This is a genomic window from Rhodococcus sp. SJ-3 (genome assembly GCF_051918125.1).
Classification (GTDB): Bacteria; Actinomycetota; Actinomycetes; order Mycobacteriales; family Mycobacteriaceae; genus Rhodococcus.
The window spans coordinates 2016905-2033998 of the sequence record NZ_CM123306.1; the positions used below are offsets into that span (position 1 = coordinate 2016905).

At 63.6% G+C, this 17094-nt stretch carries 17 protein-coding genes; 8 read left to right on the forward strand and 9 right to left on the reverse strand.

The genetic code is table 11. The features are described 5' to 3' along the window. Positions 1 to 6 precede the first annotated feature (6 nt). Entirely contained in the window at positions 7 to 810 is an 804-nt protein-coding gene (locus tag ACTDXD_RS09175; protein WP_440126739.1) for an enoyl-CoA hydratase/isomerase family protein, read from the forward strand. 21 nt (positions 811 to 831) lie between these two features. Here the strand turns inward: ACTDXD_RS09175 and ACTDXD_RS09180 are convergent, their stop codons facing one another. Continuing rightward, positions 832 to 1629 carry an SDR family NAD(P)-dependent oxidoreductase gene (locus ACTDXD_RS09180; RefSeq protein WP_440126740.1) on the reverse strand — a complete coding sequence of 266 codons (798 nt, stop codon included), beginning with the start codon at positions 1627 to 1629 and terminating at the stop codon, positions 832 to 834. A 115-nt stretch (positions 1630 to 1744) separates the two neighbouring features. Here ACTDXD_RS09180 and ACTDXD_RS09185 point away from each other — a divergent pair, with 115 nt between their 5' ends. Then, the gene (locus ACTDXD_RS09185) at positions 1745 to 2464 is read left to right on the forward strand and encodes a TetR/AcrR family transcriptional regulator (RefSeq protein ID WP_440126741.1); all 720 of its coding nucleotides are present in this window, start codon (positions 1745 to 1747) and stop codon (positions 2462 to 2464) included. Between the two features lie 48 nt (positions 2465 to 2512). Here ACTDXD_RS09185 and ACTDXD_RS09190 read toward each other — a convergent pair whose 3' ends face one another. Continuing rightward, complete coding sequence (locus ACTDXD_RS09190; RefSeq protein WP_440126742.1) at positions 2513 to 2905, reverse strand: pyridoxamine 5'-phosphate oxidase family protein; 393 nt, start codon at positions 2903 to 2905, stop codon at positions 2513 to 2515. A gap of 75 nt (positions 2906 to 2980) precedes the next feature. Here ACTDXD_RS09190 and ACTDXD_RS09195 point away from each other — a divergent pair, with 75 nt between their 5' ends. The 5 genes from ACTDXD_RS09195 to ACTDXD_RS09215 all read left to right on the forward strand — a co-directional run bounded on the left by ACTDXD_RS09195 (position 2981) and on the right by ACTDXD_RS09215 (position 8853). Continuing rightward, positions 2981 to 4552 (forward strand): ANL family adenylate-forming protein, encoded by a 1572-nt coding sequence (locus ACTDXD_RS09195; RefSeq protein WP_440126743.1) that lies wholly within the window; start codon positions 2981 to 2983, stop codon positions 4550 to 4552. Between the two features lie 61 nt (positions 4553 to 4613). Continuing rightward, entirely contained in the window at positions 4614 to 5846 is a 1233-nt protein-coding gene (locus tag ACTDXD_RS09200; protein ID WP_440126744.1) for an amidohydrolase family protein, read from the forward strand. A 39-nt stretch (positions 5847 to 5885) separates the two neighbouring features. Continuing rightward, entirely contained in the window at positions 5886 to 7187 is a 1302-nt protein-coding gene (locus ACTDXD_RS09205) for an amidohydrolase family protein (protein WP_440126745.1), read from the forward strand. A gap of 32 nt (positions 7188 to 7219) precedes the next feature. After that, complete coding sequence (locus ACTDXD_RS09210; RefSeq protein WP_440126746.1) at positions 7220 to 8236, forward strand: Rieske 2Fe-2S domain-containing protein; 1017 nt, start codon at positions 7220 to 7222, stop codon at positions 8234 to 8236. Beyond that, entirely contained in the window at positions 8233 to 8853 is a 621-nt protein-coding gene (locus tag ACTDXD_RS09215; protein ID WP_440126747.1) for a cysteine hydrolase, read from the forward strand. Before ACTDXD_RS09210 ends, ACTDXD_RS09215 begins: the two co-directional genes overlap by 4 nt. A 15-nt stretch (positions 8854 to 8868) precedes the next feature. On the opposite strand, the gene ACTDXD_RS09220 is transcribed toward ACTDXD_RS09215, so the two are convergent. The 4 genes from ACTDXD_RS09220 to ACTDXD_RS09235 are packed head-to-tail and all read right to left on the reverse strand — an operon-like array spanning position 8869 to position 12455. Continuing rightward, positions 8869 to 9171 carry a hypothetical protein gene (locus ACTDXD_RS09220; RefSeq protein ID WP_440126748.1) on the reverse strand — a complete coding sequence of 101 codons (303 nt, stop codon included), beginning with the start codon at positions 9169 to 9171 and terminating at the stop codon, positions 8869 to 8871. Beyond that, positions 9168 to 10001 carry an NAD(P)-dependent oxidoreductase gene (locus tag ACTDXD_RS09225; RefSeq protein WP_440126749.1) on the reverse strand — a complete coding sequence of 278 codons (834 nt, stop codon included), beginning with the start codon at positions 9999 to 10001 and terminating at the stop codon, positions 9168 to 9170. Before ACTDXD_RS09225 ends, ACTDXD_RS09220 begins: the two co-directional genes overlap by 4 nt. A gap of 8 nt (positions 10002 to 10009) precedes the next feature. After that, positions 10010 to 10858, reverse strand: a complete 849-nt coding sequence (locus ACTDXD_RS09230; protein ID WP_440126750.1) for a mycofactocin-coupled SDR family oxidoreductase — start codon at positions 10856 to 10858, stop codon at positions 10010 to 10012. A gap of 25 nt (positions 10859 to 10883) precedes the next feature. Further along, positions 10884 to 12455 carry an aldehyde dehydrogenase family protein gene (locus tag ACTDXD_RS09235; protein WP_440126751.1) on the reverse strand — a complete coding sequence of 524 codons (1572 nt, stop codon included), beginning with the start codon at positions 12453 to 12455 and terminating at the stop codon, positions 10884 to 10886. A 98-nt stretch (positions 12456 to 12553) separates the two neighbouring features. On the opposite strand from ACTDXD_RS09235, the gene ACTDXD_RS09240 reads away from it, so the two are divergent. Continuing rightward, positions 12554 to 13774: a CaiB/BaiF CoA transferase family protein gene (locus ACTDXD_RS09240; protein ID WP_440126752.1), complete on the forward strand. Its 1221-nt coding sequence runs from the start codon at positions 12554 to 12556 to the stop codon at positions 13772 to 13774. 62 nt (positions 13775 to 13836) lie between these two features. Here the strand turns inward: ACTDXD_RS09240 and ACTDXD_RS09245 are convergent, their stop codons facing one another. Genes ACTDXD_RS09245 through ACTDXD_RS09255 form a run of 3 tightly spaced genes read right to left on the reverse strand, consistent with a single transcriptional unit; the run spans position 13837 to position 16986 of the window. Next, positions 13837 to 15024 (reverse strand): acyl-CoA dehydrogenase family protein, encoded by a 1188-nt coding sequence (locus ACTDXD_RS09245; RefSeq protein WP_440126753.1) that lies wholly within the window; start codon positions 15022 to 15024, stop codon positions 13837 to 13839. Positions 15025 to 15035: 11 nt separating this feature from the next. Further along, positions 15036 to 16103 carry an acyl-CoA dehydrogenase family protein gene (locus ACTDXD_RS09250; RefSeq protein WP_440126754.1) on the reverse strand — a complete coding sequence of 356 codons (1068 nt, stop codon included), beginning with the start codon at positions 16101 to 16103 and terminating at the stop codon, positions 15036 to 15038. Between the two features lie 43 nt (positions 16104 to 16146). Next, complete coding sequence (locus tag ACTDXD_RS09255; protein WP_440126755.1) at positions 16147 to 16986, reverse strand: amidohydrolase family protein; 840 nt, start codon at positions 16984 to 16986, stop codon at positions 16147 to 16149. Positions 16987 to 17094 lie beyond the last annotated feature (108 nt).

Below are 17094 nucleotides of genomic sequence, written 5' to 3' on the forward strand. Positions count from 1 at the left end.
AAAACAGTGACGTACGAGACCATCGAGTACGCCGTCGACGGCCACACCGCAACCCTCACCCTCGACCGGCCGGAAGCCCTCAATGCGCTGAGCCCGTCGATGATCACCGAGCTGCGTGCGGCGTACGACGAGGCCGAGAACGACGACAAGATCTGGACTCTCGTCGTCACCGCCAATGGTCGGGCATTCTGCACGGGTGCGGACGTCAAGGAGATTCCCGGCGACGGCAAGGTGATCAACGAGCGACCGTACCTGTCCACCTACGAGCAGTGGGAAGCACCGCAGGAAGGCACGCCTCCGTTTCGTTCGATGACCAAGCCGATCATCGTCGCCGTCAACGGAATCTGTTGCGGTGCCGGCATGGACTGGGTCACCACCGGCGACATCGTCATCGCCTCAGAGAAGGCCACCTTCTTCGACCCTCACGTCAGCATCGGACTTGTCGCGGGACGCGAGGTGGTGCGCGCCGCACGAGTTCTCCCCCGAACCGTTGCGTTGCGCATGGCGCTGATGGGCAAGCACGAACGAATGACCGCCCAGCGGGCATACGACCTGGGCATGATCACCGAGATCGTCGACCACGACCTCCTGCTGGAGCGGGCACACGAGATCGCCGACATCGTCAACTCCAATGCACCACTGGCAGTTCGGGGAACTCGGCTGGCCATCCTCAAGGGCCTGGACCTGCCGCTGCACGAGGCCGAGATGCTCGCCGAATCGTTCCGCGAGCGCGTGACGCGTACCGAGGATGCGCTCGAGGGCCCCCGCGCCTTCGTCGAGAAGCGCGCCCCCGTGTGGCAGTGTAAATAGACGGTCAGGGCAAATAGACGGTCAGGTGAAGTCCGAGCCGCCGTCGATGTTGATGTCGGCTCCGGTGATGTACGAGTTACGCCGCGAGGCCAGAAATGCCACCAGCGGGCCCACTTCCTCGGGTAGGCCCGCACGCGGCATCTGCGCTGGATGCCCGAAATGCGTTCCGATGGCGCCCATCAGCGCGTACGGATCGCTGGATTCGACACCCACCGACCTCGCCCACTCGATCAGCGACGGCGTCACGATGGTTCCGGGAGAGACAACGTTCACCAGGATTTCATCAGGCGCCAGGAGTTGCGACAGGTTTTTCGAAGCACTCGTCAACATCGATTTCGCCGCCGTGTATGCCACGAGCGGAACACTCTGTCGCTGAGTGGATTGCGCAGAGAAGTTGACGATGCGCGCCCATTCCGCAGCCCGAAGGAAGGGGAGGGACGCCCTCACGCAACGCACCATCGAGAGCACACCGTCTTCGACGGCCTCGCGCCATTGGTCGTCGGTCAGGATATCGAATGCCCCCTGCGCATTCGGTCCCACCGTGTTGACGAGCACGTTGAGCGTCCCGCCCCAGCGGTCTCCGAGCTCGACGAAGAGCTCTGACACCGCATCCCCGTCGCGCACATTTGCGACGAGCCCGACGGGATCGGGACTTCCACACTCGGACAGGCTCTCCGCGGCGACTTCCACATCCTCCCGAGACCGGCCGACTACTGCGACGCGCGCCCCCTCTTCCGCCAGACACCGTGCGGTCGCGAAACCCATTCCACGGCTTCCGCCCACCACGACCGCCGCAGCATCCTCCAGCCCGAGATCCATGGGAATCCTTCCCGCAATTGCAATCCACATCGATACCGAAGACTATACGGTAAGCATATCCACAGCGGAATGCGTCGGCACATCACAGACGGAACGTACAAAGGCGGTATCCATCATGGCGAAGCGGGCACGGCTCGAGCGAGGGTCCCTCAATCCCGACGACATCCTCCGGGGCGCATTCGAGCTCGCCGAGGAGGTCACCGTCGACAATCTGAGCATGCCGATGCTCGCGCGCCACCTCGACATCGGCGTGACAAGCATCTACTGGTACTTCCGCAAGAAGGACGAACTACTCACCGCGATGGCCGATCACGTGCTGCGCGAATCCACACGTTCCATGCCCGTCGTGGAGGCAGCGAACTGGCGCGACACCCTGCGCACTCACGCGCGCACGGTCCGACGCACGTTCCTCGACAGCCCGATCCTGTGCGACCTCGTCCTGATCCGGCCGTCCCTGAGTTCCAATGCCGCCCGGCTCGGCGCCAGGCACAACGAAAGTGTGATCACCGGTCTCGTCGAGTCCGGTTTCACGCTTGCCGACGCGGTGAACATCTATTCTTCCGTGCAACTACACGTCCACGGCATGGTCGTGCTCCAGCGACTACAGGACAAGAATCGGCAGTCGCAGGAACCGTCCGGGGCATACTACGAAATCCTGTCGATCTCCGCCGAAACCACCCCGCTACTCGCAGAAGCGAGCGAGAACGGTCTCCAGAGCGGCGAGCCCAACGACCGGAACTTCGAATATGGGCTGGAGTGCATCCTCGACCATGCCGCGCATGCACTCCGGATGCCGGACCATCAGGATGCGATTCATGCGGGGGCGGAACGGTAGCCCGGCACCAACGCCCTTCCGCTCAGTTCGAGTGCGTCTCCTGCACGGTCATTTCGCGGTGAAGCGGGTTGCGTCGAGGATCATGACCACGCGGTCGTCGACATCGCCGGGCGGCTGAGGATCGGCCTGGCCGTACCGCCTCCCCAGTGACGCGTAGAACGATCCGTCGTGGTCGCCCTCCACTGTGACGAGCCACCCGCGCACTTCGAGGCACCGCTCCCGATCTTCAGGGTCGGTGATGAGGAACGAGTAGTTGGGATTCGCCTGCAGGCTCACGAATTTCTTGCGAGGAATGGTGTGGCTCACCCTCAGATGCGCTCCGTCCCAGGTGAATCGCATCGGCGTCAGGCTCGGTGACCCATCGGGACCGACCGTGCCGAGCACACCGATGATCGGCCGTTCGAGAAGATCCTCGTACCCTGGCGGCACTGTCGACATCATGGCATTACTGTAGGACGCCCGCGCCGATATTGAAAGTACAACGGTAAGTCTGTCGGCATCTGTATCGTCGTGAAGATGAGACCGTCCGATTCGAAGCCGGAGCTCGGAACCTTCGCCGATCAACTCGGCCGCCACCTCGCCGGTTACGGCTCGAAGGCATTCATCGAATACGTACGCCGTTGGTACTCGGGCGACGAGATCACCGCGTACATCGACGACGTCGGCGCTGCGCTCGACCAGGCAGGAGTCCCGCAACATGCGCCGATCGGCCTCGTAGCCAGGAACAGGATCCCGCACGCCGCAGCGACGCTCGGCCTCCTCGCGGCAGGTCGCCATATCGCGATGATCTACTCGTACCAATCCGAGCAGGCCATCGCCCGCGACATCGAAAGCCTGCTTCCTGCAGTGGTGATCGCGGACGAACAGGATTGGACCGAGGTCACCCTCGGGGCCGCACGCAGATCCGGGTGCGCAGCAGTGGCGTTGTCGTCGGCACCGCTGGCGGTGAACGTCCTGTCGGAGGCGCCGGACAGGACGCGACCCTCGACCATGTCGCAACGCTCCGACATCGATCCCGGCCTGCACATCCTGTCGAGTGGCACCACCGGACCCCCGAAGCGGTTCGCTCTGCCGATCGATGTGCTCAGCCATACGGTCCACACCATGACGATGGGCGGGGCTGGGCGCTACACCGACCCGCCCGAGCTCGTCTACTGGCCATTCGGCAGTGTCGGTGTGTGTCAGCTGCTCGCGGCCCCGTTCCTCGACAAGCGAATGGTGCTGCTCGAGAAGTTCACCGTCGACGAGTGGGTGCGTGCGATCAGAGACTTCCGCATCGAGCGCGCCGGCATCCAGCCGGCACTTCTGCGGATGCTGCTCGACGCCGACGTACCTGAGGATGATCTCGCGTCACTGAAGTACCTTCCCGGGGGATCGGGGCCGCTCGACCCGGAATTACGCCAAGCATTCGAGGCGAAATACGGCATCACATTGCTGTGGGGCTACGGGGCCACCGAATTCGCCGGCTCGGTATGCGCCTGGACACCGGACGACCATGCCCGCTTCGGCGCCGAGAAACCGCTGAGCGTAGGACGTCCCCTACCCGGCGTCGACGTACGCATCGTGGATACCGAGACGGGCGCGGAAGTGCCGATCGGCGAACGCGGATACCTCCATGCGCGCGTCGCGGTCATGGGTCCGCAGTGGACCGGCACCACCGATCTGGCGTCGGTCGATGCCGATGGGTTCGTCTACATCCACGGGCGAGGCGACGGCGCCATCAATCGAGGCGGGTTCAAGATCCTCCCCGAGCGAGTGCGTTCGGTGCTCGTGACGCATCCTTCGGTGCTCGATGCCTCTGTTGTCGGCGTCGACGACCGGCTCCTCGGTCAGGTTCCGTTCGCGGCAGTCGAGCTGCGTCGAGACGCATCGACCCCGACGCCGGACGACCTGAAGGCGCTCGTCCGTGAACACCTGCCGAGCCACCATGTCCCCGTGTCGATCTCGATCGTCGATCGGCTACCACGTAACGCAGCGTGGAAGGTGGAAGTGCGGAAGGTCGCAGGCCTGTACGAGGACGCGAACCATCACCGCGCTCGAACACACTCCGACCAGAACAGATTAAGTTACGGTAATACCGACTGTTGACATAACAGTCACTGCGCTGCGAGTCTTGATCCACGACCGGCGACGAACAAGGAGAACTGGCATGGCAGGGTCCGACGACGCACCGATCTTCGATGCCGACACGCACATGTACGAGACGTCGGAGGCATTGACCAGATTTCTCCCCGCCGAATACGCCGAAGCAGTCCAGTACGTGCAGATCGGCCGTCGTACGCGGCTCGCCATCGACGGCAGGATCACAGATTTCATTCCGAATCCCACATTCGACCGGGTCGCGGCGCCGGGAGCCCACGAGAAGTTCTTCGCCGGCGAGAACGTCGACGGACTGACGCTCCGCGAAATGCAGGGCTCGGCCATCGATTGCCCACCCGCGACTCGCGGGCCCGAAGAACGCCTCGCCGAGATGGACCGGCAGGGAGTACGCGAATCGCTGGTCTTCCCCACGCTCGCAAGCCTCGTCGAACACTCGTCCGCCGACGACCCGCAACTGACACTTGCGATCGTCCACGCGTTGAATCAGTGGATGCACGAGCACTGGGGATTCGACTACAGGAGGCGGGTTTTCACCACACCGGTGATCAACTGCGCCGAGGTGGACGGTGCGCGTCGAGAGCTCGCGTATCTCCTCGAGCACGGCGCAAAGGTGGCACTGATCAAGCCCGCACCGGTGAAAGGCGTGCACGGGTGGCGATCACCCGCCTTGCCCGAGTTCGATCCGTTCTGGCGCGAGGTGGAACAAGCCGGCCTTCCGATCGCGCTCCACGCCAGCCAGCCGCCGCTCGACGAGTACGTCAACAAATGGGAACCACCGAACACCCAGAATTTCATGGCGATGAGCGCGTTCCGGTGGCTCGCGCTCGGACACCGCGAGATCTCGGACATGCTCGGTAGCCTGATCTGCCACGGAACCCTCACGCGCTTCCCGAAACTGCGAATCGCCAGCGTGGAGAACGGAAGTTCGTGGATCCGCCCGCTGTTCCACGACCTCGAGGATCTCACCAGGAAGATGCCCCAGAACTTCCCGGAGGATCCGCTCGAGGTCTTCCGGCGCAACGTCTGGGTCAGTCCGTTCTGGGAAGGGTCGGTCGCCGATGTCGTCGACATGGTCGGCTGGGACAAGGTCATGTTCGGATCCGACTATCCACACCCCGAGGGCCTTCCCGAGCCGAAGGGCTACTGGAAGTACGCGGAAGGTATGGATCGCCGGCGCACGTGGGATTTCATGGGCGACAACGCCCGGCGGTTCATGGGTCTACCGATCGCGAATCCCGATCCGGAAGCTGCGAACCCACCGAAACTCGCCACAGCAAGGTAATCGGCCACGAATCCGTACGGTCCTCGGAAGGGAACGAGCATGGACAAGAACGACATGATCCTGATCAGCGTCGACGACCACATCATCGAGCCGCCCGACATGTTCACCAACCACCTGCCCGCGAAATACGCCGACGATGCACCGCGTCTCGTGCACATGGACAACGGCGCGGACATGTGGAAGTTCCGCGATCGCATCATTCCGAATGTGGCCCTCAATGCTGTCGCCGGACGCCCCAAGGAAGAGTACGGCCTGGAGCCCGAGGGCCTCGACGAGATCCGTCCGGGTTGTTACGACGTTCATGAACGCGTCAAGGACATGAACGCGGGCGGTGTTCTGGCACAGATGAACTTCCCCTCGTTCCCCGGCTTCGCTGCCCGACTGTTCGCGACCGAGGACTCGGACTTCTCACTGGCACTCGTCCAGGCCTACAACGATTGGCATGTCGAGGAGTGGTGCGGTGCGTACCCGGGCCGGTTCATCCCCATGGGACTCCCGGTCATCTGGGACGCCGAACTGTGCGCGCAGGAGGTCCGGCGCCTCGCGAAGAAAGGGGTGCACTCCCTGACCTTCACGGAGAATCCCGCCGCGCTCGGCTACCCCAGCTTCCACGACGAGTATTGGAATCCACTGTGGAAGGCGCTCGTCGACACCGACACCGTCCTGTCCATCCACATCGGCTCCTCGGGCAAACTCTCCATCCCCGCAACGGATTCACCCCCCGATGTGATGATCACGCTCCAGCCGATGAACATCGTGAACGCGGCAGCCGATCTACTGTGGTCACGGCCGGTCAAGGAATTCCCAGACCTCAAGATCGCCCTCTCCGAGGGTGGGACGGGCTGGATCCCGTACTTCCTCGAACGCGTCGACCGGACGTTCGAGATGCACTCGACGTGGACGCTGCAGGATTTCGGCGGCAAGTTGCCCAGCGAGGTGTTCCGGGAGCATTTCCTCACGTGCTTCATCAGCGACCCGCTCGGGGTCAAACTCCGCCACGACATCGGTATCGACAATATTTCGTGGGAAATGGACTATCCGCACAGTGATTCGATGTGGCCGGGCGCTCCCGAGGAGCTCAGTGGTGTCTTCACCGACGAACATGTGCCCGCCGACGAGATCGACAAGATGACCCACTTGAACGCCATGCGGTGGTACTCGTTCGACCCGTTCACGCACGTGCCACGCGACCAGGCCACCGTCGGAGCCCTGCGGGCTGCGGCAGCAGGGCACGACGTGAGTATCCGCGCACTGAGCCACCATCAGACGAGCGCCGAGGAGAAGCTGGCCGTCTGGGACCAGCAGATCGCCGCCGCATCGCAGATGCAGCGCTCGAACTGAGCTCGTTCGATCCGACATCGAGGAGACAACCGTTGGACGTACCGTTCACCTGGAAGGTCACGGGCTGGTTCGTGATCGGCTGGTCGGAAGAGTTCGAGACCGGGCACAGCAGGGCCCTGCGCTATTTCGGGGAGGATCTCGTCGCCTACCGCGACGACAGCGGTGAACTCCACGTCATGACCGGGCACTGCCGCCATCTCGGCGCGCACCTCGGACACGGCGGCAAGGTCGTGGGTGACTGCATCGAGTGCCCGTTTCACGGGTGGCGGTGGGGGCCGGATGGGACCAACCGCTACATCCCGTACGACCCCGACCGACCGAACAAGGCGCTGAAACTGCGTGTCTACCCGATTCAGGAGCAGCACGGAATCGTGTACATGTGGCATCAGCCCGACGGAAAACCACCGCAATGGGAGCTACCCGACCCGTTCACGAAGTTCCCCGAGATCGTCTCCGGCCCCGACAGCTACTATCGTGTCTATCCCGAGTTCTCACGCCGAGCAGAGTACGAGCCGGTGCACCCACAGGTTGTCGCCGAGAACGGCCCCGACAGTGCACATTTCCGGTATGTGCACGGTGCGAGCGTGACACCGGTGTCGCTCGGGTGGGAAGCGGTCGACAACGAATGGCGGTTCCTCACCGGCTGGCCGGACACCACCAGCGACGACCCCGACAAGATGGCTCTTCGCATCCACAGCCACTTCTCAGGACTGGGGTACGCGATGAGCGCATTCGAGGGCACCCAGAACTATCGACTGATCTTCGCCTGCACTCCCGTCGACGACGGACATTCCGATCTCTTCTATTCGATCTGGTGGCCCCGCAACGACGGGGATACCTCGGAAGTCCCGCCGCCCGCCGTGCAGGAGAAGGTCGAACGCCGGTTCCTCCACACCGTCTTCGAAGACCTCAGCATCTGGCGCTACCAGATCTACGTCGAGAATCCCCCGCTCGGTCGCGTCGACGCCAAGCCGTACATGGCGATGCGCCGATGGGCGAAGCAGTTCTACGAGGTACCCGCTGAGAGCAATGCCAAGGAGCCTGCGTGAGCGCACCGTCGCTGGCCGAGCTCGTGGATCCGGGCCGGACAGCGATCGTCACGCAGGAGCTGCAGGGCGCGGTCGTCGGTCCGGATTCCGGCATGCCGGCACTCGCGCAGGAGGCAGGGCGTCACGCTCTTCCCACTATCGCTCGGCTCCTGCCCGCGGCACGAGAAGCCGGTGTTCGTATCGTGCACTGCCTCGTCCACCGTCGCGACGACAATCAGGGATCGAACCACAACGCAAAACTCTTCGCGGTCGGGCGTCGCACGACGTCGATGGCCCCAGGAAGCCCGGGTGCAACCCTCCTGCCGCAATTCGGGCCTGCCCCATCGGATCTGGTATTGACCCGGATGCACGGTCTGGGTCCGATGGGAGGTACGGATCTCGATGCCGTCCTCCGCAACCTCGGCGTCGACACGATCGTGGCGGTCGGGGTGTCCCTGAACGTCGCGATCCCCAACCTGGTGATGGATGCGGTGAACAAATCGTATCGGGTGGTGGTCCCCCGCGACGCCGTCGCGGGGATTCCCGCCGACTACGGCACAGCGATGATCGACCACACCCTGAGTGTGCTGGCCACCGTCACCACGACCGACGACATCCTCGCCGCGTGGAGACGGTGACGTAGCAACGCCTCGTCAATCACTGGCAGGTAGCGCCTTGGAATCCCTCACATGTAGCGGGGTGTCTCCCACGGACAGACTTCCTGCGCCCGGTTTGGTCACCAGCACCTCGGCTCCGTCGTCGGTGACGTAACGCTTGCCGATGAGTGTTCCGCCCGAATGCTTCTCGTCGAGCGAGATACCGTCCTGCTTCGCTGCCCCCACCGTCGCCATCGTGGCTCCTCCACACCGGAGGTCGTCGAGGGACTCCGCTGCGGCAACAACGATCACCTGTGTGCTGCAGGTTCGGCTCTCCAAGCGTGTGCCTGTCTTGATCATCCGTCGGCTCTCCGTTTCTCACTCGTCAATGCAATTGGGCCTTCTGCCACCACAGAACCGATCCAGCCGAGATCGACACCTGCGTCCGCGGCGGCTGCGTCACATGCGGCAACATCCTTGCGCAGGAACGGGGAGGCAACCTCGGAGAATGCTTCGACGCCACCGATCTTCCTGATCGAGGCGAGTGCATGACTGCGTCCACTACTCAACGACACAGCGTCGAGCAGTTCGTTGCGTCCGATGCCGAGCCGATCGCCGAGTTCCACTGCTGCTGCGGCAAGTTGAGCGTTGGCGGCAAACAGGATGTTGTTCACCAGTTTCAGGTTCAGCGCAGTGCCGAGCCCCCCGGTCCTGATGACCGGATCGGCATAGGCACTCACCACGGGCTCGACCCGGTCCAGCACGTTCGCCTCGCCGCCCAAGAGAACGGTCAGCGTTCCTGCCGCGATATCGTCGGCCGATCCGCTCACCGGCGCATCGACGAGCGTCGGGCCGTCCGGGTGATCGGCGCGGATCTTCGCGAGTGTACCCACGGTACCGGTGGTGTGCGATACGACGATCGACGTCTCCTTCGCGTTCTCCATGAAACCGTCGGGGCCGCCGGCCAGATCGACCAGTTGCGCATCCGAGAACAGGCAGACGAAGAGGATGTCTGCTTGTCGTGCCACGTCGGCGACCGAGTCGGCGAGGTACGCGCCCACACTGCCGAGACGCATGCGTACCTCCTCGCGGCGGGCGTAGAGGCGGACGTCGTACCCGGCGGCGAGAAGCCGGCGAACCATGGGTTCACCCATCTGGCCGGCTCCGAGGAATCCGATGACTTCGGGCATGGCAATACTCATCCCTTCCAGGGCACGGACTTCACATAGCCACCGGCATCGATCCGCAGTTGGGTTCCGGTGATGAAACGCGACGCGTCGCTCGCGAGGAAGAGCACGGCCTCCGAGACGTCGTGCGGTTCGATGTACGGCACACGCATCGCCTGCATGGCCGGAAACGCCATCTCCGCCTCCTCCCGGGTGGGATGTTCGAGGTCGGGCCTGAACACCCGGTACATTCCCGCGTTGTGGAGCATGTCGGTGTTCACATTCGTCGGGTGCACCGCATTGATTCGGATGTCCTTCTTCGCCAACTGCACTGCGAGGTCGTTGACGTACCGTGCCACGATCTGTTTCGCAAGGCTGTACGCCGAACCACCCGGCCCCTGATTGGTGGCGCTACCCAACTGAGCGGCCAGAGAGCCGGTCGCAATGATCGACGCGCCCTTGCCGAGATGCGGAATGCTGCCCTGCACCACGTTGAATACGCCTGCCAGATCGGTATCGATGGTGTCGGACCAGGATTGCAGCGTCTGTCCGTCGCCCATCGGGCAGATTCCCGCGTTGGCAACGACGATGTCGAGCCGCCCGAGATCCTTCACTCCCTCGGCAATTGCGTTCCATACGTCGCGCCGCTCCCGCACATCGGCGACCACGGTGTGAACACGGACGCCCTCCTTCTCGACGAGACGTGCGGTCTCGTCGAGATCCTCTCGGCGCGCCAGGGGATATGTGTTGCCGTCGAGGTCTGCGCACAGGTCGAGAGCGATGATGCTTGCACCCTCGGCGGCCAGGTGAATCGCGTGCGATCTTCCCTGTCCGCGGGCTGCTCCCGAGACCAGTGCAACCTTGTTGTCCAGCTTGCCCATCCGTATGCCTTTCGTAGCCGTATGATCACCCGCGAGGAAGCCTGCACGCAATTGTTTTCGTTTCGAGATACTGATCGAAACCTTCTATCCCGCACTGTCTTCCGATACCACTGTTCTTGTATCCACCGAAGGGCGCGTCGGCCCCGTAGAACATTCCGCCGTTGACGCCGATAGCTCCGGTACGCACGCGCCTGGCAAGTGCCATCCCTCGTTCGGCCGTGTCCGACATGACTGCACCGGCAAGACCGAAGTGGCTGTCGTTGGCGAGCCCTACGGCTTCGTCGTCATTCTCGAACGGAATCAGTATCGCGACCGGACCGAACACCTCTTCCTGCGCGATGGCGGCGCTGTTGTCGACTCCGGTGACTAGGGTGGGCGCCACGAAGTGGCCCCCCTGCAGGTGTTCGGCCAGACCGTCGACCTCACCACCGCCGGTGAGGAATCGCGCACCGTCGGCGCGTGCCTGATCGAGTATGCCGAGCACCTTCTGTTTCTGGGCTGCGCTGATGAGTGGCCCCACGAACGTTCCCGGATTCACCGGGTCGCCGACCGGAATCTGCTTGTACGCCTCGGTCGCACCCGCCGCCATATCGTCGAACAAAGACTTGTGCACGAGAATTCGCGTATTGACTGCGCAGGCCTGCCCCGCGTGGGAGCACGCGCCGATCGTCGCCATGATCGCCTTCGACAGATCGGCACCGTCGGTCACGATGAGAGCGGATTTACCGCCGAGTTCGAGGAACGTCCGCTTCATCGTCGCGGCTGCTCGCTGCATAAGAATGCGCCCGACGGCGGTCGATCCGGTGAACGAGATGAGGTCGACCCGGGGATCGTCCGCGAGCTGACCCGCCACGTCGTTGTCGGGTGTGGTCACCACATTGAACACGCCAGGGGGAATATCGGTCTTCTCCGCTACGAGCCGACCGAGACGAGCCGCGTTCCACGGCGTATTCGGATCCGGCTTGAGGATCACAGTATTTCCCGCAGCCAGGGCAGGCCCGATCTTGTTGAGGATCACTTCGATCGGGTAGTTCGAGGGCGTGATTGCTGCGACCACCCCGGCGGCTTCTTTGACGACGGTGCGCACGTTGCGCGGGCCGAACAGGCCTCCACCGTCGAGGGTCCGCTCCCATTCGAAGGAGTCGATCAGCGACGCAGGGTAACGGAGCGAATCGGCCAGCGGCCAGTCCAGCTGGGCGTCGGAGGTGGCCATCACCGGGCATCCCACCTCCGCGACGAGTTCGGCACGCAGGTCTTCCTTCTCGGACTCGAGTGCGGCCTGCAACTGTTCGAGGCAGCGCCGCCGCAGGCCGCGGTCGGTCGACCACGAGGTCTCGTCGAATGCGCGTCGGGCAGCGCCGATTGCCCGTTCCATATCCGGTGCGCTCGCCGCGGCAGCATCTCCGAGTACGAGCCCGGTGGCCGGACTGAGATTTCGATATGTCGCACCGCCCGTCGCTTCGGTCAGCGCTCCGTCGATGAGCAGACGGGTTTCTGCTTGTTGCGCAACGCGACGACCCCACTCCACACTTGTCGCGGTCTCGAGACGACCCCTCCCGTCGCTCAGCTCGCCCCGACGGTCAGCGACTCCACTCATACATTCTCCTCGACTACGAAACCGGATGACTAACTGTAATCAATACAGTAATGTCTTGGGAAGCTGTACAGCCGACTTTCTGCAAGAAGGGAACGCCGATGTCCGATCTCCTCAACGGTGTCACGGTGGTGGAACTTGCTTCCTGGACTTATGTTCCGAGTGCCGGTGTCGTTCTCCGGGATTGGGGGGCCGATGTCATCAAGGTCGAAGACACTCGCGGCGGCGATCCCTGTCGCTACCTGACGGTCGGTGGCCTCGACCCCGCGGAGTCCCGCGTGAAAGCGAACTTCATGATGGAAATCGGCAACCACGGAAAACGCAGCATCGCGATCGACATCAAGACACCCGAGGGTCGCGAGATCTTTGCCAAGCTCATCGCCAAGGCCGATGTCCTCCTGACGAACTGGCTTCCCGGCGCACTCGAACGCGCCGACCTGTCGGTGGACACGCTCCGCGCCTTCAACCCGAAGCTGATCATCGCGCGTGGAAGCGGCCAGGGCCCCCTCGGCCCCGACCGCGACAAAGGCGGATTCGACGCCTCCGGATACACCGCTCGCGCCGGTGTTGCCTATGCACTCACCCCGGACGGCCAAGAGTTCCCATTCGCACAGGGCCCCGCATTCGGCGACCTGCAGGGCGGTAGCACCCTGGCCGGCGGTATCGTTGCCGCTCTCTTCCATCGAGAACGGACCGGAGTGGCACGGACGGTCGACGGATCGCTGCTGGCCCAAGGAATGTGGGCCGTGGCACCGGACATCTGCGCCGCCGACTACTACGGCATCGACCGCATTCCCGCCTACGCGCCGGGCGAAGCACCGAACCCCGTGGTGAATCGATACAAGACCCGCGACGACCGGTGGCTCCAACTCGTGTTCCTGCAAGCAGACCGCTACTGGAAGGGATTCTGCGAGCGGATCGGACATCCCGAACTCTCGGACGACGAAAGATTCACGCCGCTGGCCAACCTCATTGCCAACAAGGACGATGCCACCGCCATTCTGCGCAAGATCTTCGCCGAGCGCGATCTCGCAGAATGGCAGGAGGTCCTCGCCGACGAGCCCGGCGTGTGGGCACCGCTCGCGACACCGGCGGAAGCACTCGACGACGCGCAGGCCGTCGCCAACGGCTATCTGATGACCGTCGCCGACGACGACGGCGAATTGTTCAAGACGGTCTCCGCCCCGATCCAGTTCGACGAGACGCCCCCGAAACCGGGGCGCTCACCCGAGCACGGGGAACACACCGACCAAATCCTCGAAGAGCTGGGGATGAGCTGGGACGACATCATCGCGGCGAAGGTCTCCGGCGCCGTTCTGTAAACCCCTGATACACAACGCCGGCCGGACCACAGTGGTCCGGCCGGCGTTCTCGTCGTGACAACTCAGCTCTTCACCGGCGCATATATCGGCCGGCCCAAGCCCAGCATGTACTGGCCGATCATGTTGCGGAACACCTCGAGGGTGCCGCCGTATATTCCACACAGAGGAGCCCACCGGTACAGGTATTCACTCGCTCCGTCGTCGAGTGCCCCGTCGGTCTCCACCGGCAACGCGGATGCGGGGCCCAGGATGTCCATCAACTCGGGGGCGACATCGCGCATCGTCTGCGCAATCGCCACACGGCCGTACATGTTCGATGTACTGAGCGCCACCTCGATCCGGGCGACGGCCTTGCCCAGACGGTGTGCGACGGACTCGTCGTCGATGCGTCGAAGCCCGTCGACCCCGGGGCGGTCCACAATGGTCGCCACCTTGTCGACAGCCGTACCCATGAACATGCCCTGATGCTGGAGGATCGCGATGTCGTCGAGTCCGTCGGCGTCCGCCGCGACCACCCCGTGTTCAGCGTCGAGCGGGCCACGCAGAACGGCCCAGCCGCCGTTCACTTCCCCGAGTCGATACTTGTCGGGAATCCGGACGTCGTTGTAATAGACGATGTTGGTGCGATCGCCGTCGACGGTCCACAGGCCCTGGATCTCGATGCCCGGCGTGTCCAGCGGGACCAGGAACATCGTCAGGCTCTTGTGCTTTTTTTCTGCGTTCGGGTCGGTGTTCGTGATCAGGAAGACGTACCGGCAATTGTGCGCGCCGGTGGTGAACATCTTCGAGCCGTTGATCACCCAGTCGTCGCCGTCGCGCACCGCCCGGGTCTTGCAGGTGGCGATATCCGAGCCACCCTCGGGCTCCGTGTAGCCGAGGCACATACGCACGTGACCGCTGAAGACCCCGGGCATCACCTCGTCACGCAGTTCCGGCGAACCGTACGCCTCGACGGAATGCGAGACCAGGATGGTGGTTCCCCACGTCACCCACGGAACATGGGAACGTCGGCGCTCGAGCGCCCACAGGCGGCTCTCGACCCGTGAGAAACCGCCCTCGTCCGCCTTGCGGTACTCGCGTTCCAGATAGCCGGCTTCGCCCATCGCGAGGTGGACGCCCTCATCGAAGTTGTCGCCCGTTTCGCGATCACGTCGCCGAACTTCGTCGGTGACATGTTTGTCGAGAAACGTGCGGATCTCATCGAGAAACGCCTGTTCGTCGCCGGTCAGCTCAACCCGTGAAAAATCCATGGTCCCCTCCTCTACACCGCAGCCAGAGCCGCATGGGCACTCGCCGACCGCTTCTCCGCCACGATCCGAGCGACGTGTCGGGCGGTGTCGGCCGGATCTCCGCCTGCCAGCGACCAGCCACGCGCCCGCACCAGATACGAACTTGCCGCGGCCTCGGTGGACACTCCGAGACCGCCTTGAACATGCACCGACATCGTTGCTGCGCGCGACGCCTCATCAGCCATGAAAACGAATGCGGCTCCGGCCAACTCGGGGCGCACCTCCGGTTCGTTGTCGAGGAACCACGCTGCCTTGCGTGCCAGCGCCCGCCCACCCTCTACCGTGATCGCCATATTCGCCAAAGGGTGCGAGATGCCCTGCAGCGACGAAATGGGAACTCCCAGTGTGTAGCGCGACTTCGCGAACTCTGCCGCGATACGCATGGACTGCTCCACCAACCCGACGAGAGCCGAGGCGGTCAGCAGGCGCCATTCGGCGAGCGCTCGATCGAATTCTTCGAGGGCAGCGGGCCCACACGCAAGAACAGTTCTGTGCGTCGCCTCGGCAGGGTCGACCCACGCCATCGGCAGCTTCCCTAGATTCTCGACCCGTTCCGGAGCGGAGTCGAACGTCATGAGCACGATGTCCTCACCGTCGCGGACGACGAGATCGTCGGCGACCGACGCGGCGGGGATCAACCGTCGGCCGGACACGTCACCGAGGTGCGGATCGAGCCCGACGATTCGCTGCCCCGACGCGATCGCACCGAGGTCCTGGACATCGAGCCGTGCCAACAGGCGTGCGGCACAGACGTGGTCGATCCACGGCACAGGTGCCAAGTACCGGCCTACTTCCTCGGCGACCAGCGTCAGATCGACCAGCGTCGCTCCGTCACCACCTGCATCCTCGGGGAGGGCCATCGTTGTGGCACCGGTCGAGCAGAGCCGTTCCCAGAGCGCGCGATCGAGCCCTGCGGCCTCGGCTGCGTGCACCGTATCGATAGTGCAGTGGGTCTCGAAGAACTTCGCGTACGCGTTCTGCAGATCCAGTTGGTCCTCGCTCAGGCTGTAGTCCTCGCGCCGTAGCTCGTACCGATCCATCTCTACTCCTCTGTGTCTTGTCGGAATCAGGCTCGTGCCGAGATCAGATGAGGGGCTGCCGGGCGCCGAAGAAGAACTCCTCCGCGTTGTTGAACAGGAAGTTGTCGAGCGCAGCCTCGGGCAGATCGAGCTCGAGCGCCTCGGGGACGATCCTGCGCTGCGACAGAACCGGCCAGTCGGATGCGAAGATCACTTTGTCCTGTCCTCGTGTCCGCATGAAGTGCAGCAGATTCTCCGGCAGCCGCTTCGGCGACCACGCCGATGTCATGAGCCTCAGGTTCGGGAATCTGATCAGCATCCGGATTGCGACGTCCCACCACGGGTCCGCTCCGTGGATCATGCAGAGTTTCAGTTCCGGGAAGCGCACGCACACCTTGTCGAGGTGTATCGGGTTCTGCGCTTCGGCGGGGAGCGGCGGGCCCGGGATCCCGGTGTTCACGCACAGCGGCAGGCCCATTTCGGCGCATTTCGTGTACAGCGGGTAGTAGACGGCGTCGCTGGGTGGATAGTCACCGTCGCCCCAGAAGCTCGGTCCTATCGCGGCGTAGCTGACCGGCAGGACCTGTGCCACCGCGGCGAGTTCGCGCAACATCCCGATCGGCCGGAGAAGATTGCCCACCCCCATCGCCAGGGAGAACCGTTCCGGATGGGCCTCGGCGAACTTCCGGGCAGTCAGGCGTGGAGTGACCACGGAGTCCATCAAGATGGCCTTCTGGACGCCCATCTCGTCCATCTCGTCGAGCAGTTGCGACATCTCGACGGCTTCGAACATCGACTTCGGTCCCTTGAAGTAGTTGTCGCGGACCGAGGTCATCCACTTCGGTTGCGTCTGTGTCTCCCCGAAGTGGACGTTGACCAGACAGTCGATGACATTGCGCGGCATATGAACTCCGTTCGTGCGGAAGTGTGGACGATCGCGCGCTAACCGCTCCTACTGTATACCTATCGGTATGATATACCGCAATATCTGACCAGGTGGCCGCACGCCACC

Coding starts and splice junctions, on each gene's coding strand:
- ACTDXD_RS09180 (WP_440126740.1), bottom strand. CDS start 1,629: ATGGATCTCGGGCTGGAGGATGCTGCGGCGGTCGTGGTGGGCGGAAGC.
- ACTDXD_RS09185 (WP_440126741.1), top strand. CDS start 1,745: ATGGCGAAGCGGGCACGGCTCGAGCGAGGGTCCCTCAATCCCGACGAC.
- ACTDXD_RS09190 (WP_440126742.1), bottom strand. CDS start 2,905: ATGATGTCGACAGTGCCGCCAGGGTACGAGGATCTTCTCGAACGGCCG.
- ACTDXD_RS09195 (WP_440126743.1), top strand. CDS start 2,981: ATGAGACCGTCCGATTCGAAGCCGGAGCTCGGAACCTTCGCCGATCAA.
- ACTDXD_RS09200 (WP_440126744.1), top strand. CDS start 4,614: ATGGCAGGGTCCGACGACGCACCGATCTTCGATGCCGACACGCACATG.
- ACTDXD_RS09205 (WP_440126745.1), top strand. CDS start 5,886: ATGGACAAGAACGACATGATCCTGATCAGCGTCGACGACCACATCATC.
- ACTDXD_RS09220 (WP_440126748.1), bottom strand. CDS start 9,171: ATGATCAAGACAGGCACACGCTTGGAGAGCCGAACCTGCAGCACACAG.
- ACTDXD_RS09225 (WP_440126749.1), bottom strand. CDS start 10,001: ATGCCCGAAGTCATCGGATTCCTCGGAGCCGGCCAGATGGGTGAACCC.
- ACTDXD_RS09230 (WP_440126750.1), bottom strand. CDS start 10,858: ATGGGCAAGCTGGACAACAAGGTTGCACTGGTCTCGGGAGCAGCCCGC.
- ACTDXD_RS09235 (WP_440126751.1), bottom strand. CDS start 12,455: ATGAGTGGAGTCGCTGACCGTCGGGGCGAGCTGAGCGACGGGAGGGGT.
- ACTDXD_RS09240 (WP_440126752.1), top strand. CDS start 12,554: ATGTCCGATCTCCTCAACGGTGTCACGGTGGTGGAACTTGCTTCCTGG.
- ACTDXD_RS09245 (WP_440126753.1), bottom strand. CDS start 15,024: ATGGATTTTTCACGGGTTGAGCTGACCGGCGACGAACAGGCGTTTCTC.
- ACTDXD_RS09250 (WP_440126754.1), bottom strand. CDS start 16,103: ATGGATCGGTACGAGCTACGGCGCGAGGACTACAGCCTGAGCGAGGAC.
- ACTDXD_RS09255 (WP_440126755.1), bottom strand. CDS start 16,986: ATGCCGCGCAATGTCATCGACTGTCTGGTCAACGTCCACTTCGGGGAG.